We start from the raw sequence: 15,003 nt of genomic DNA, 5'->3' as shown, positions 1-15,003 counted from the left end.
TTTGATTACGCGCGCCAAATCGATCCGCCCACAGGCCAGCTACAGATATCCCTATATTAGCGGCGATCCTTCAAGTTGATTGTTCGACCCTTGCCGACGAGACTCAAGAAGGTCGGTCGATGACTCACCACCACGACTCCGGTCCCTGTCTCGCGAAGCCACGCGTCGAGGTGGCCCGCAAGCCGCGCCTCCGTCGCCATGTCCAACCCCTCGCTCGGCTCGTCGAGCAGCAGCCACGGCCTGCCGGCAAGCAAGGCGCGGGCGATCGACAACCGCTTGCGCTGGCCGCCCGACAACCGCGCTCCGCCGTCGCCGACCCATTGGTCAAGCCCATGCGGCATCGCGCGAATATCGACAGCGAGGCAGGCGACTTCCAGCGCCGCCCAAAGCCGTTCGTCGCTGAGGCCGGGGCGCGCCACACGCAAATTGTCGCGGATGGTTCCCGACAGGAGCTGGGCATCCTGGGGCGAGAGCGCGAATGCCGCTCGCACGTCCTCGGACGGCAGGGAAGCAAGAAGCTGGTCATCAAGAGCAATGCCACAATGCTCGCCAGCGGGCCGAATACCAGCGAGCGTTTCCAGAAGGCTGGTCTTGCCGCTGCCGGATTTGCCTGAAATCCCCAAGCGCTCGCCCGCCACGATCCGGACATGCAGGCCGTCCCGATCAAAGGCAATGCTCCGCGCGGGCGCCATGGATGCCGTCGCCTTGCGGACAAGCGCAGAGGGTTGACCCGCCATGCCCTCCAATCGCGAGAGGGCGGCCGCGACCAGCGCGCTTCGCGATACGCCGCGCACATAGCCGGAAAGGGCCTCGATCGCACCCGCCGCCGCCAGCACGGCAAGCACCGTCAACGGCAGGGAGGCATGGGAGAGGATCAGCATCGCGCCCATGGCGATGCCTCCACCCAACACGAGGCCCGCGTCGATGATTGCTTCGCCGCGCGCAAAACGACGCCGCGCGCTGTCCAGTTCGGCCGTCTCGACCGCGAGGCTTCGCCCGATCGCCGGAGCGAGATCGTAGGCAAGGATTTCGGGCGAGGCGGCGGCATAATCCACCATGCCCGCCTTGAGCCGCGCAAGCGCCGCTGCCATGTCGGTCGCGGCGCTCGCCAGCAGGTGGGGGGTCGCCAAATGCGCCCAGAGGACAAGCCCGACAAGCAACGCCAGCAAGACAAGGCTCGCCCAAGGGCTGGCAAGCCATGCAAGGACAAGACCGATCGCAGCCCCGGCGAGCGCAGCAGGCAACGCGGGCCTACGGATCAGCCTGTCCTCCAATGCGCCGATGTCCTGCACGAGCCGCGTCACGGCATCGCCCGCCGAGACCGCCCGCACGTCGCGCTCGGACAGGATGCGATCGAACAGGCGCGCGCGAACCGCGGCGAGCGCCAACAGCGCGCCGCGATGGCCACATAACCGTTCGCCATAGCGTGCCGTGGTGCGAATGATCGCCAGCAGCCGGATCAACGCGCTCGGCACCAGGTAGTTGAAACCCTGCGCGGCCAGCACGCCGGCCAGTCCGGCAAGCGCAGCACCGGTGATGAACCATCCGGACAGGCCCAGCAGCAGGACCGCAGAGATCGTCGCGGCGGCGGCGAGCAGGCCCGCAATCCGGAAAGCCCGGCGCTCCGGGCCGATCGCCTCGGCCAGCAGCCGGTCCATATCCGCGCGGCTCATGAAAGCACCGCTTCGCTGTCGGCGATCGCGGCCAGTTCGGTGCTGTGCGTCACGATCAGGACCGTCCGTCCCTTTGCGGCGGACGCCAGTATCCTGGCGATATCGGCCGCCGATCCCGCGTCGAGATCCGCGGTCGGCTCATCCAGCAACCAGAGCGGCGCGTCCTTTAACAGCACCCGGGCGATGCCGACACGCCGGCGTTCCCCGCCGGATAGACCCGACCCGCGATGATCGAGCGGCAAGGCCAATCCCTGCCCCCGCGCTTCGATCATCGGCCCAAGGCCCGCCCGATGGGCCACGGCTTCGACCGCCGCGTCCTCGGCATCGGGACGCGCAAGACGGATATTGTCGGCCAGCGTGCCCGGGACGAACGCGACCGATTGCCCCGCCCAGCCAACATGACCGGAAAGCGCAACATCGGCCGCATCCCGGCCGTCGATCAAAACCCGCCCCTTGCCGATGGGAGCCAGCCCCAGCAGCGCGTGGAGCAGGCTCGACTTGCCGATCCCCGTGCTGCCGCGAAGGGCAAGGCTGGTGCCCGCGGCAACGTCGAGCGTAAACGGGCCGATAGCCGTCTCGCCATAGTCGATGACCACGCCGTCGAAGCGGAGCGCGGGCGGTCCTTCGATGGCGACTTTCGGCGCGGGCAGCACTGCAGGCGCAAGAGCTTCAAGGCGCTCGACCGCAGCCTCCCCGACCTGCTTGTCGTGATAGGCAGCGGCAAGGCGGCGCATGGGCAGGTAGAATTCAGGCGCGAGGACGAGGACGAACAGGGCCTGGCCCAGCGACAGCTTTTCAGGAGCCGGGAACGGCAGGATACCCAGCAGGTTGAAGCCGCAATAGAGCGCGACCAGCGCCACCGACAGCGCCGCGAAGAACTCGATCACCGCGCTCGACACGAACGCGACCTTCAGCACGTCGATCGTGCGCGCAGCGACCTCGCGCGTCGCGTCGGCAAGGTGGCGGCTGATGCGCTCCTGCGCGCCAAAGCCCACAATCACGGGAAGCGCGCGCACCCGGTCGACGAACAGGCCCGACAGGCGGCTGAGCGCGTCGAGCTGGCGCGCGGCGGCACGCGCAGCCGCCGTCCCGGCAAGCGCCATACCCAGGGCGAAGGGAACCAGCGTCGCGAGCATAATCGCGCTGGCAATCCAGCTTCCCAATGCGGCGGCAATCGCGATGATGAGCGGAGAGAGGACAGCGGCGCGGCGCAGAGGGAGGAAGCGGGAATGGAAGCCGCCCAGGTCCTCGATCCGGTCGACGGCATCGGCCACCGCCTCGCCCAACATCCGGCGATCGCCCGGCGGCGCAACAAGCACATGCGGGAAAACCCGCCGGCGCCAGTTCGTCCTGGTGCGCACTGCGGCGCCTTCACCGGCATGGACCGCACCGATCTGAAGACCGCCGCGAAGCAGGGCCGCGGCGATCAATCCGCCCACGGCAAGCAGAAGATGGCCATGGCCGCCCTGTTCCGCAGATGCCACGGCGCAGGCGAGCGCGGCCGCCATGAGGATCGCCGCGCCGCTGTCCCCGATCCAGAAAAGGACCGGCACCTGCCTATCTAATGCCTTGCTCATATACTCAATTACGAGTAACGGCTAATCATAATTTTTTCAACCGACTCAGGACACCCATGGAAGCCGGGCCGGAACGCAAGGAGTCTTGCCATGGACATGGCCGTGATCGAACTCTCCCGGCTGCAGTTCGCCCTGACCGCGCTATACCATTTCCTGTTCGTCCCCCTGACGCTCGGCCTCTCCTTCATCCTCGTCATCATGGAGAGCATCTATGTGATGACGGGCCGTGAGATCTGGCGCACCGTCACGCGCTTCTGGGGCAAGCTGTTCGGTATCAACTTCGTGCTGGGCGTTGCCACCGGCATCACCATGGAATTCCAGTTCGGCACCAACTGGTCCTACTATTCCCACTATGTCGGCGACATTTTCGGCGCGCCGCTCGCCATCGAAGGGCTGATGGCCTTTTTCCTCGAAGCGACGTTCGTCGGCCTCATGTTCTTCGGATGGGACAAGCTGTCCAGGGTCGGGCATCTGCTGACCACCTTCATGGTCGCGCTCGGGTCCAACCTCTCGGCGCTGTGGATCCTCGTCGCTAATGGCTGGATGCAGAATCCGGTGGGATCGCGCTTCAATCCCGAGACGATGCGCATGGAAGTCTCCGATTTCATGGCGGTGCTGTTCAATCCGGTGGCGCAGGCGAAGTTCGTCCATACGGTGAGCGCCGGCTATGTCTGCGCCTCGGTCTTCGTGCTCGGCGTCTCGGCCTGGTATCTCCTCAAGGGCAAATGGGTCGCGGTCGCGCGGCGCAGCTTCACCGTCGCCGCCGCCTTCGGCCTCGCATCCTCGCTGTCGGTTGTCGTGCTGGGCGACGAGAGCGGCTATGCGCTGACCGACAACCAGAAGATGAAGCTCGCCGCGCTGGAAGCCATGTGGCACACCGAACCGGCTCCGGCGGGTATCGCCGTTGTCGGCTTTCCCAGCGTCACCGACCGCGAAACCTATTTCGAGGTCAAGATTCCCTATGTGCTCGGCCTCATCTCCACGCGCAGCCTGACGGGCGAAGTCTCCGGCATCTTCGAGCTGGTCGCCAGGGCGCAGGACCGCATCGAGAACGGCATCAAAGCCTATGACGCAGTCGAAAAGCTGAAGGTCGACCAGAAGGACATGGTCGCACGCGAGGCATTCGAGCGGAGCAAGGCCGATCTTGGTTATGCCCTGCTGCTGAAACGCTTCGTCGCCGATCCGCGGCAAGCCACGCCCCAGGACATCGAGAAGGCCGCATGGTCGACCGTGCCCAATGTCCCTGTGATGTTCTGGGTGTTCCGCGCGATGGCGGGCCTCGGCTTCTTCTTCATCGCTTTCTTCGGCGCCGCCTTCTGGATGGCCTCGATCCGCAAGCTGAACTGCGACAGCCGCTTCTGCCGCACCTTCCTGCGCGCTGCGGTGTGGGTCATTCCGTTGCCGTGGATCGCCATCGAATTTGGCTGGATCCTGGCCGAGATCGGCCGCCAGCCCTGGGCGATCGACGGCGTTCTGCCGACCTTCCTTGCCGCATCGAGCCTGACCGTCGCGCAACTCTGGACGACGATCATCGGCTTCACGGTAATCTACGGCGCGCTGGCGGTCATCGAAGTACGGCTGATGCTGGCGGCGATCCGCAAGGGACCGGACCAACATCGACCCCCGGCGCCATCCTCCGAAACCCACAGCGGCTACGCGCCCATCCCTGCCGAATAAGGAGAACAGGTCATGGCACCTCCCATCGACTATGAAACGCTCCGGCTGATCTGGTGGCTGCTGATGGGCGTCCTCCTGATCGGCTTCACCCTGACCGACGGCTTCGACCTTGGCACCGCCGCGCTGCTGCCTTTTGTTGCCAGGACCGACGCCGAACGCCGCCTCGTCATCAACTCCATCGGTGCGACGTGGGAGGGGAACCAAGTCTGGTTCATCCTTGGCGGCGGCGCGATCTTCGCGGCATGGCCGTTCGTCTATGCGGTCAGCTTCTCCGGCTTCTATCTGGCCATGTTCCTCGTCCTCGCGGCGCTCATCCTGCGGCCCGTCGGCTTCAAATACCGCTCGAAGAAGCCGGACGCCGCATGGCGCGCGCGCTGGGACTGGGCGCTGTTCGTCGGCGGTTTCGTTCCGGCGCTGGTGTTCGGCGTCGCGGTCGGCAATGTGCTCACCGGTATCCCCTTCCGGCTCGATAGCGATCTGCGCTCCTTCTACGAGGGCAGCCTGCTCGGCCTGTTCCATCCCTTCTCGCTGGTCGCCGGCCTTCTCTCGGTCGCCATGATCGTGCTGCACGGCGCAAGCTGGCTCGCGATCAAGATCGAACGCGGCGCTGTGCATGACCGCGCCCGCGCCTTCGGCCAGGTCGCCGCCGTCGCCTCGATCCTGCTCTTTGCCATCGGCGGCGTGATGGTCGCGACCATGGGCTATGGTTTCCGCCTGACGCCCGGCGCCGATCCGCTCGGCCCCTCTAATCCGCTGCTTTCAGGAACGGTCGCAGCGCCGGGGGCCTGGCTCGACAATTATGGCGCCCATCCCTGGATGCTGATCGCCCCCATTCTCGGTTTCGCGGGGCCGCTGCTGGCGTGGATCGGTATCCGCAAGGGCCGCGAGGTTCTGGCCTTTGGCGGCTCATCTCTCGGCGCGATCGGCATCATCGCGACCGTGGGCCTCTCGATGTTCCCGTTCATCCTGCCCAGCTCGATCGACCCGGCCTCGAGCCTGACGGTCTGGAACGCGTCGTCCAGCCATGTGACCCTGTTCATCATGCTCGCGGTGACGGTGATCTTCCTGCCAATCGTGCTGCTCTACACCGCCTGGGTCTACAAGGTCCTGTTCGGCCGCATCACGCTGCGCGACGTCGACACCAACCCCGACTTTTATTGAAGGAAGACCCGGATGTGGTATTTTAGCTGGATTCTGGGTGTCGGCCTGGCCGTCGGCTTCGGCATCCTCAACGGCATGTGGCATGAGTTTCATGCCGATCCCGATGAGGACATGGCGGCCTGATCGCGACGGATCATGATTGCTATCGGCCCTCTCGCGCTCGCGTTGGAACGGCTGTTCGCGATTCTCGGGATCATTGCCTTCATGGCGGCGGGGAACTGGATAGGCCGCCGTCGCGGCGTGGATTGCGATACGGCCGCGTGGCGGGCATTGCTCGCTGGCCTCGTTGCAGCTCGCGCGGGTTTTGTGGCGCAGAACTGGCATGCCTTCGCCATCGAACCCGCAACCATCCTCTATGTCTGGCAAGGAGGTTTCTCGCCGCTCCCCGGTCTGGTGACTGCCGCAATCGTGCTGGGCGTGTCACTACGGCGATCTCGCGCCCTAGCACCTTTGACGCTCGTCTTCGCGGGCTGCGTCGCGGTCACATCCGGCGCCACGGCAGCGGCCCTTGCCTCGGCGCAGCGACCTCTACCGCAAGGAATCGTTCTCCAGTCGCTGGACAGCGGAAAGAGCCTGCTCGACGATCGCCGGGGCAAGCCGTTCGTCGTCAATCTCTGGGCAACCTGGTGCCCGCCGTGCCAGCGTGAAATGCCGATGATGGTCGCAGAAGCGGCGCACTCGGCCGTACCGATCCTGCTTGTCAATCAGGGCGAGGATGCAGACAACGTACGTGCGTGGCTGGACAGCAAGCGCCTTGAAACGGCGCACGTCCATCTCGACCGCGACCTGCGTATAGCTGCCGCGACCGGCTCGGCCGGGCTTCCCGCGACGCTGTTCATCGACAGCAAAGGCGTGATCCGTGCGCTCCATGTCGGTGAAATCTCGCGGGCCGCCCTGCTCGCGGGACTACGCGATCTGAAGTAGAGTTTCGATCAAGGAGAAGACCATGACCAGACAAGTGAATATTGGAATCGGCGAGGAAGATCGGGTTGCGATTTGCGAAGGCCTGAGCCGCCTCCTGGCGGACACCTACACTCTCTATCTGACCTCGCACAACTTTCACTGGAACGTGACCGGGCCGATGTTCAACAGCCTCCATGCCATGTTCATGACGCAATATACCGAGTTGTGGAACGCGATCGACCCGATCGCCGAACGCATCCGCTCGCTCGGACAGCCCGCACCCGGTTCCTACGCGCAGTTCGCTAAATTGAGCTCGCTTCCCGACGCGCCGGAAGTGCCGCCGAAGGCGCTCGACATGGTCGACATCCTCGCCAAGGGGCATGAAGCGGCCGCCCGCACGGCGCGCACGCTGTTCCCTCTGGTCGAGAAGGCGAGCGACGAGCCGACCGCGGACCTGCTCACCCAACGGATCGGCGTGCATGAGCAGGCCGCATGGATGCTGCGCGCCCTGCTCGAAGAGTAAGACACGCTCAACGACTGGCCCCGGCCGCGCAATCTCTGCGAGGCCGGGGCCGTTAGCGAACTGCCGCCATTGAAAGGACGAGACCTTGGCTACGTCAAAGCTGGCAAACATCCTCCTCGATGCGCTCGAAGACGAGCGGAAGGCGGAGGCGACCTATGCCGCCGTGATCGAAAAGTTCGGCCCTGTCCGGCCCTTTTCCAACATCATCGAAGCCGAACAGCGCCACGCTGCCGCGCTTGAGCGCCAGCTTGCCCGACTGGGCATCGACGTGCCGCCCAACGCATGGACAGGAAAAGTCACAGCGCCAGCCTCACTCGCACAAGCGTGCGAAAGCGCGGTCCAGGGCGAGGTCGAAAACATCGCCCTCTATGACCGGCTGATCCCGATGATCGAAGATCCCGCAGCGCGCCAGGTGATGGAAAACCTGCAGGCCGCCTCGCGCGAGCGCCACCTCCCTGCTTTCAAGCGGTGCCTGGAGCGGGAACGCGATCGCCGTTCGTGACGACCTTCCCTTAATCCTCATCGCTCAGACGCCGGCTGCTTTCGGGATCCGCAATCTACGGTGGATCGGGCAAGGATCGTCTCATACCAACCTGCGCGGAGGCTGACTCACGGGGGATTCCCAAGGCGGTGAAAATCTGAATCTATGGGGCTGCGACTTTGGAGGGCGTGTCCATGGGATCAGCGATCGGCTTGCGGGAAGATTTTGACGGGGCAGCGCTGCGACGGTTGTCGCGCACGACGAAGAGCGCGAACCAGGCGCGGCGGCTGTTGGCTTTGGCCGAGATTTACGACGGCGGGAGCCGGAGTGTCGCGGCTCGGATCGGTGGAGTTGGGCTTCAGATCGTGCGGGACTGGGTGATCCGGTTCAATGCCCGGGGCCCGATGGACTACTGGATGGCAAGGCGCCTGGCCCCCGTTCGCGGCTGAACGATGTGCAGCGCCAGGCACTGGTCGATGTTGTCGAGAGCGGCCCGATCCCGGCAATCCACGGGGTGGTGCGCTGGCGGCTGATCGATCTGGCCCAGTGGCTCCATGACGAATTTGCGGTCTCGCTCGATGAGACCACCATCAGCCGCGAGTTGAAGAAGCTGGGCTACGTGAAGCTCACCGCGCGGCCTCGCCATCATGCCCAGAACGAGCATGCCATGGAGGCATTCAAAAGGGGGGCTTCGCTGCCAAGCTGGCAAAAGTCAGAGCAGCGCTCCCGAAGGGCACGCCCATAGAGATATGGTTCCAGGACGAAGCCCGCGTTGGTCAAAAGAACAAGATCACGCGGCGCTGGGCGAGACGCGGAACCCGGCCTTCGGCACCGAAAGACCAACGGACGAAATCGGCCTACATCTTCGGCGCGATCTGCCCGGAACACGGCAAGGGCGCAGGGCTCGTCCTGCCCTTCTGCAACACCGAAACCATGGGACTGCACCTTGCTGAAATATCGCTCGCCATCGCGCCGGGCGCTCACGCTCTCGTGCTGATGGATCAGGCCGGATGGCACACCACTGGCAAGCTCCAAGTCCCCGGCAACATCACAATTGTCCCGCTTCCGGCCAAATGTCCCGAACTCAACCCGGTCGAGAATATCTGGCAGTTCATGCGCGACAACTGGCTCTCAAACCGCGTCTTCACCTCCTACGACAACATCGTCGACCACTGCTGCGAGGCTTGGAACAAACTCGTCGATCAGCCTTGGCGCATCATGACCATCGGCCGCCGCAAATGGGCGCATGGGTCATGATCAATGCAGGTTGGTATCACCCATGACGTGAACGAATATATCGGGTGACTACTACGGCTGCGCAGCAGAAATCGCGAGTAGCGACGGCCGCGGGTAGGCCGCCGCGCTTGCGCGCGCACAACTATCAATAATGCAGCTCTCCGTGTTAGGTCACCACGATGAACCATAATGCCTGGCCCCAGCGTCTTCTCGCGCTTCCATTCCTGATCCTAGGCGGCTGGTGTCTGGCCACACCACAGATGGTCGAGCGGCTGACGATTAATCCCGCCTATCAGCATCTGAGCCCCACAAGTGCCCTCCTGATCGGCTGTTTCGGCGCGCAGGCCGTGCTTGGCGGGCTGTTCATTGCTTTCAGCCGATGGACGCGGCGGACCTTCGCAATCTATGGCGCAGCACTGCTGCCGTTTTTCTGGTTCAATTATTATTTTGTCTTTGTCGTCCCGGCGCTCACCCGCTGGATGGCGCTCGATTTTGGCGCCAATCTCTTCATGCTTGGAATATGCGCCTGGGGCTGGCGCACGGCACCGTCCGAGTGGGAACCGGTGCTACCGCGCCAGTGACAAGATAATGGCCCTTAATTGCTCCGCACGCGACCTTGATAAATGTAGGGTTGTCCGTGCCCCTGATCGTTGGGGTAGAACGTAAATGCGTAAAAGTCGGGCGTGCAGACAAAGCCGACATAGGAGAATCCTCCCTGTCTGTTCACATCTGCAACGATCTTAGCAACATCGTTCGCCGTAACCTTCTTGCCGTTAACGGCCAAGGCAAGGCTCCTGACACCATCGCGGGAAATCTCCGCATCAAATACCGCGCTGGCCGATCTGCACCGAAACTCTTGGGAGATTTTGACGCTATAGCTTTCCTCCCATGCCTCGCTTCCCGTCGACACGGAAATTGCGTCCTCATCCTGTGACCATGAAGGCCCAGAAGCCCCAAATGTCGCCGCCAGCGCGGCCCCGATTGCTGTCGCGATCTTCACAGCCTCTTCCCCTCAAAACTTCGCTGTCGAGACAAAGCGGCCACCAACGCCCGAAAACCACCTTCCCGCTCCCGGTGCCTGAACACTTCTCAAAATCTATGTCGAAGCGGTCTCGGCCAGTATCTCGGAACGGGCCTGCCTATCCTGCGTCATTCTCGTTGGACCGGATGTCTCAGGATTGTCCAGCGCCGGGTCCGAAGCGATCGCAGAGCATGTCGATCAACTGGCGAACGCCATCATCGGCCAGACTGTAATAGATCGTCGTCGCCTCGCGCCGAGTCTTGACCAGCCCGCCTTCACGCAGCTTGCCAAGATGTTGCGATACGCTGGACTGGGATTGCCCGCACAGTTCCACCATCGCGTTCACGGAGAACTCGCCCTGGGTCAGCCGGCACAAGATCAGCAGGCGCTGTTCATTGGCGAGCAGCTTCAGCACACTCGCCGCATGGGCGGCGTGCTGGGCGAGTTGCGCAAGGGGCGTATCAAGGGGCATCATCTGGTCGCGGGTTTCCCATCATCTCGAAGCACGATGTAAATGGCCGGAATAACCAGCACGGTCAGCAGCGTCGAGGACGCAAGGCCGAACAGCAGCGAGATCGCCAATCCCTGAAAGATCGGATCGGTCAGGATCACGGCCGCGCCAATCATCGCCGCGGCGGCCGTGAGGACGATCGGCTTGAACCGGATCGTGCCGGCTTCCAGCAGCACGTCGCGCAGCGATTTGTCCGGCGTGGCCGAATGGCGGATAAAGTCGACCAGCAGGATCGAGTTGCGCACGATGATGCCGGCAAGCGCGATGAACCCGATCATCGAGGTCGCCGTGAACGGCGCGCGGAACAGCATGTGGCCGATGACGATCCCGACCAGGGTGAGCGGCACGGGTGTCAGGATCACGAGCGGCAGACGGAAGCTTTTGAACTGCGCGACGACGATGATGTAGATGGCCAGCAGCGCGACCATGAAGGCGCCGCCCATGTCACGGAACGTAACCCAGGTGATTTCCCATTCGCCGTCCCAGAGCAGGGACGGCACGCTTTCGTCCCCGGGCTGACCATTGAGACGTATCTCCGGCTTCCGCAGGCCCTTCGCCGCCCAGTCATAGGCATCGACCGCGCGGTTCACTTCGATCATGCCGTAGATCGGCGCTTCATAGGCTCCGGCCAGTTCTGCCGTGACCATGTCGGCATAGCGGCCGTCGCGGCGGAAGATCGCGGGACTGCCCGCCTCGGTGCGGGCTTCGACCACGGCGCCGAGGTCGATAAGCTGACCGCCCGGCGTCTGTGCAACCGGCGTACTCGACAGGGCCTGCGTCCAGCTCCGGTCCTTCTGTTCCAGCGCGATGGTGATCGGGAGTGGGCTGCGGCCATCGCCGCGCGGCGCGTAGCCGACAGTCTGACTCCCCATGAGCATACCGATGCTGTCGGCGACCTGCCGCTGTGAAAGGCCGTAATAATCGAGCCGGTCGCGCTGCACGTCGAGGCGGAGCTTCGGGCGCGCCTCGCCGAAGCTGTTGTCCACGTCGACGATGAAGGGGATGGACCGGAAGATCTTTTCCAGCTCGGTCGCTGTCTTCTGGCGCGTGACTTCGTCGGGGCCATAAACCTCGGCCAGCAGGGTCGCGAGGACGGGCGGGCCTGGAGGCGTCTCGACCACCTTGATAGATGCGCCATTGGGCAAGCGCAGCGCCTTCAGCCGCTGGCGCAGGTCGAGCGCAATCTGATGGCTGGACCGGCTGCGATCCCCCTTGGGCAGCAGCGTCACCATCACATCGCCCTGCTCGGGCTGCGAGCGCAGGAAATAATGGCGGACAAGGCCGTTGAAGTTGAACGGCGCGGACGTGCCGACATAGGCCTCCATTGCCGTCGCTTCGGGCAAGCCCCGCACCACGCCGGCGATATCTTCCAGCACGCGGCCCGTACCTTCGAGCGCGGTGCCTTCGGGCATGTCGACCACGACCTGGACCTCCGACTTGTTGTCGAAGGGCAGCAGCTTCACGGTCACGGCCTTGAAGTAGAACATCGAGCAGGCAACCAGCGTCGCCACGCCCACCGCGATCAGAAAATTGCGGGCGGACTTCTTCGTATCGATCACGCGGTGCGCGACGCGGGCATAGAGCTGCCCCAGCCTGCCGCCGCTTTCATCATGGCCATGCCCCTTTTCGAGCGTCTGCCTAGCGAAACGGATCATCAGCCACGGGGCGATCACGACCGCTACGAAGAAGGAAAAGATCATCGCCGCCGAGGCGTTGACCGGAATCGGGGCCATATAGGGCCCCATCAGACCGGAAACGAACAGCATCGGCAGCAGCGCGGCGACCACGGTCAGCGTCGCCACCACAGTGGGGTTGCCGACCTCGGCCACCGCCTCGATCGCTGCCTGGGTGCGGCTGCGATCATCGTCCATCGCCCAATGCCGGGCGATATTCTCGATCATGACGATCGCGTCGTCGACGAGAATGCCTATCGAGAAGATCAGCGCGAACAGGCTGACGCGGTTGATCGTATAGCCCATGAGGTTCGAGGCGAACATGGTCAGCAGGATCGTCGTCGGAATGACCACGGCGGTCACGCCCGCCTCGCGCCAACCGATCGCGAACCCAATCAGCACGACGATGGAGACGGTCGCCAGCGCGAGGTGGAACAGCAGTTCGTTGGCCTTCTCGTTCGCCGTCTCGCCATAGTTGCGGGTGACGGCGACCGTGACGTCATCGGGGATCAGCTTGCCTTTCAGGCTCTCGACACGCTCGAGGATGGCATCGGAGACGACCACGGCATTGGCCCCGGCGCGCTTGGCGAAGGCGATGCTGACAGCGGGGGCGCTATTCCACTTGCCGTTTTCCTCCTTCGCCCAGCGCCACGCCCGCGCCTGATCCTCGCGCGGCCCCTGCGTTACGCTGGCAACGTCGCGCAGATAGACGGGAGAGCCGGAGGCAGAGCGCACGGTCAGAAGTCCGACCTCCTGCGCCGATGACAGGGTGCGGCCCGCCGTGACGCCGACCGCCTTGCCGTCCTCGCGGATATTACCCAGCGGAAAGGACCGATTGGCCTGGCTCGCGGCCTCGATCACGCTCCCCAGCGGCACGCCATACTGGCGCAGCCTGGCCGGATCGGGCGCAATGCGGATTTCCTCGGGGCGGCCACCGACGAGGAAGCTGATCCCGACATTGTCGACCTTGGCGATCTCGGTGCGCAGCTTCGCGGCGAGTTCGTAGAGGCTGGCATCGTTCCACTGCCCTGCCGCGCCGGGCTTGGGGGCAAGGGTCAGAACGACGGCCGGAACATCATTGATGCCGCGCACCGTCACCTTGGGATCGGGAATGCCGACCGGTTTCCTGTCCCAATTGGCGCGCAGCTTTTCCTCGATGCGGATCGCCGCGTCCTCGGGGTTCGATCCCACGAGGAAGCGCGCCGTCACCATCACGCCATCGTCCTGCGCCTGAGTATAGACATGCTCCACGCCATCGACGCTCTTGACGATGGTTTCGAGGGGAATGCCGACCAGCTCGGTCGCGTCGGCGGCGGAAAGGCCCGGCGCCATCACCTGGATGTCGACCATCGGCACGCTGATCTGCGGCTCTTCCTCCCGAGGGATGGAAAGAAGAGCCAGCAGACCAACGGCAATCGCCGCGAGCAGGAACAGCGGGGTCAGGGGTGAAGCGATAGTGGCCCTGGTGAGGCGACCGGAAACGCCGAGATTCATGGCCGCGGAGCCTTGGCGGGCTTACCGGGGGCGAACAGCGCGTCGCCGGCGGCCGCGCCGCTCAATATCTCGACCAGGGCGGGATCTGCCGTCGGCGCGATCTGGACCGGCACCATGCTGAGCCGCTTGCCCTTCGCGACGATCTGCACCTGATCCATACCATAGCGCGTGGTGACGAATGCGCGCGGCACGACCAGCGCCTTGCGCGTGCCGATCTCGACCGACGCGCTCACGCGGCGGCCGATAAATTGGGTGGAAAGGCCGGACAGAGTAGCATCAACGCGAACCTGGCCTCCGGTGATCGCGGGATAGACCTGCGTCACGCTGCCTTCGCGCTGCCCGGACGGCATATCCGCTTCATTGACGATCACGCGCGCACCGGGATGGACCTGTCCGGCAACCGACTCCGGCAGCATCAACCGCAGCACCGGCGGCCCCGCGGTAACCGTCGCGATCGACATGCCCGGCGCCACCGGCGATCCGGCAGGAATATCGGCGCGAAGCACCCGCCCGCTCGCCGGGGCGATCACCGCCCCCTGCCCCGCGACGCTGACGCTTGCGCCCTGCTGCGCCCGAGCGGCAGCAACCTGCGCATCGGCCGCGCGCGCGGCCGCAACGGCCTGATCCAGGCGCGCCTTGGCATAGACGCCTTGTCCATAGAGATCGCGAATGCGCGCGAGATCGGCATTGGCGCGCGCGGCTTCGGCCTGAGCGGCGGCAACCTGCGCACCATAGGCGCTTGTCTCATAACCGAGCCGCGAATCGACGATCATGCCGATCCGCTGCCCCTTGTGCACCGTGTCTCCGGCACGGACGGAAAGCGACGTGAGGATACCGGGGATGCGGGCGAGCACTTCGGCCTGGTCGCGCGTGGCGATCTCCGCGCCGACCATCTTCATGTCCGGGATTTCGGTTGCGGCGAGCCGCAGGGTTTCCCCGGCGGGTAGCGTCGCCGCCGCCTGTTCCTGCTCCGGCTTGCTCCCGCATGCCGACAGCGCCAGCGCGGCGCCCGCCAACCAGAGCCACTTGCCCCTGCCGCTCATCATGCCGCCGATACCCCTCTTTTTTGGTTC

Annotated in this window: 13 protein-coding genes and 1 pseudogene; 8 read left to right on the top strand and 6 right to left on the bottom strand. The window is 64.5% G+C overall.

The genetic code is table 11. The features are described from left to right. Positions 1 to 56 precede the first annotated feature (56 nt). Together EGO55_RS17405 and cydD are read right to left on the bottom strand one after the other, a co-directional pair. The gene (locus tag EGO55_RS17405) at positions 57 to 1,673 is read right to left on the bottom strand and encodes an amino acid ABC transporter ATP-binding/permease protein (protein WP_021690807.1); all 1,617 of its coding nucleotides are present in this window, start codon (positions 1,671 to 1,673) and stop codon (positions 57 to 59) included. Then, complete coding sequence (gene cydD / locus EGO55_RS17400; protein ID WP_021246242.1) at positions 1,670 to 3,250, bottom strand: thiol reductant ABC exporter subunit CydD; 1,581 nt, start codon at positions 3,248 to 3,250, stop codon at positions 1,670 to 1,672. Before cydD ends, EGO55_RS17405 begins: the two co-directional genes overlap by 4 nt. Positions 3,251 to 3,340: 90 nt before the next feature. Here cydD and EGO55_RS17395 point away from each other — a divergent pair, with 90 nt between their 5' ends. The 8 genes and pseudogenes from EGO55_RS17395 (at position 3,341) to EGO55_RS17360 (ending at position 9,812) form a co-directional block, all read left to right on the top strand. Then, on the top strand, positions 3,341 to 4,927 hold the full coding sequence (locus EGO55_RS17395) for a cytochrome ubiquinol oxidase subunit I (RefSeq protein WP_021246241.1): 1,587 nt from the start codon (positions 3,341 to 3,343) through the stop codon (positions 4,925 to 4,927). 12 nt (positions 4,928 to 4,939) lie between these two features. Next, positions 4,940 to 6,088: a cytochrome d ubiquinol oxidase subunit II gene (gene cydB, locus EGO55_RS17390; RefSeq protein WP_021690809.1), complete on the top strand. Its 1,149-nt coding sequence runs from the start codon at positions 4,940 to 4,942 to the stop codon at positions 6,086 to 6,088. Between the two features lie 12 nt (positions 6,089 to 6,100). Further along, positions 6,101 to 6,211 (top strand): cytochrome bd-I oxidase subunit CydX, encoded by a 111-nt coding sequence (cydX, locus tag EGO55_RS17385; RefSeq protein WP_021246239.1) that lies wholly within the window; start codon positions 6,101 to 6,103, stop codon positions 6,209 to 6,211. A gap of 12 nt (positions 6,212 to 6,223) precedes the next feature. Further along, positions 6,224 to 7,012, top strand: coding sequence for a TlpA disulfide reductase family protein (locus EGO55_RS17380; protein WP_021246238.1), 789 nt, complete (start codon positions 6,224 to 6,226; stop codon positions 7,010 to 7,012). Positions 7,013 to 7,034: 22 nt separating this feature from the next. Then, positions 7,035 to 7,514, top strand: coding sequence for a Dps family protein (locus tag EGO55_RS17375; protein WP_021246237.1), 480 nt, complete (start codon positions 7,035 to 7,037; stop codon positions 7,512 to 7,514). Between the two features lie 85 nt (positions 7,515 to 7,599). Continuing rightward, positions 7,600 to 8,016, top strand: a complete 417-nt coding sequence (locus tag EGO55_RS17370; protein WP_021246236.1) for a ferritin-like domain-containing protein — start codon at positions 7,600 to 7,602, stop codon at positions 8,014 to 8,016. Positions 8,017 to 8,189: 173 nt separating this feature from the next. After that, positions 8,190 to 9,252: pseudogene (locus EGO55_RS17365) on the top strand (IS630 family transposase). A gap of 158 nt (positions 9,253 to 9,410) precedes the next feature. Further along, positions 9,411 to 9,812, top strand: coding sequence for a hypothetical protein (locus EGO55_RS17360; RefSeq protein ID WP_021246231.1), 402 nt, complete (start codon positions 9,411 to 9,413; stop codon positions 9,810 to 9,812). A 14-nt stretch (positions 9,813 to 9,826) separates the two neighbouring features. On the opposite strand, the gene EGO55_RS17355 is transcribed toward EGO55_RS17360, so the two are convergent. From EGO55_RS17355 to EGO55_RS17340, 4 genes are all read right to left on the bottom strand, one after another. Further along, a complete protein-coding gene (locus EGO55_RS17355) occupies positions 9,827 to 10,231 on the bottom strand; it encodes a hypothetical protein (protein ID WP_021246230.1) in 405 nt (134 codons plus the stop codon). 172 nt (positions 10,232 to 10,403) lie between these two features. Further along, positions 10,404 to 10,727 carry an ArsR/SmtB family transcription factor gene (locus tag EGO55_RS17350; protein WP_021246229.1) on the bottom strand — a complete coding sequence of 108 codons (324 nt, stop codon included), beginning with the start codon at positions 10,725 to 10,727 and terminating at the stop codon, positions 10,404 to 10,406. Beyond that, a complete protein-coding gene (locus EGO55_RS17345; RefSeq protein ID WP_021246228.1) occupies positions 10,724 to 13,930 on the bottom strand; it encodes an efflux RND transporter permease subunit in 3,207 nt (1,068 codons plus the stop codon). The genes EGO55_RS17350 and EGO55_RS17345 overlap by 4 nt, the downstream gene beginning before the upstream one ends. Then, positions 13,927 to 14,976: an efflux RND transporter periplasmic adaptor subunit gene (locus EGO55_RS17340; protein WP_021246227.1), complete on the bottom strand. Its 1,050-nt coding sequence runs from the start codon at positions 14,974 to 14,976 to the stop codon at positions 13,927 to 13,929. Before EGO55_RS17340 ends, EGO55_RS17345 begins: the two co-directional genes overlap by 4 nt. Positions 14,977 to 15,003: the final 27 nt, after the last annotated feature.

It is taken from the genome of Caenibius tardaugens NBRC 16725, assembly GCF_003860345.1.
Lineage (GTDB): Bacteria > Pseudomonadota > Alphaproteobacteria > Sphingomonadales > Sphingomonadaceae > Caenibius > Caenibius tardaugens.
The sequence above is the reverse complement of the archived record's forward strand: the minus strand, read 5'-3'. Positions and strand labels throughout refer to the sequence as shown.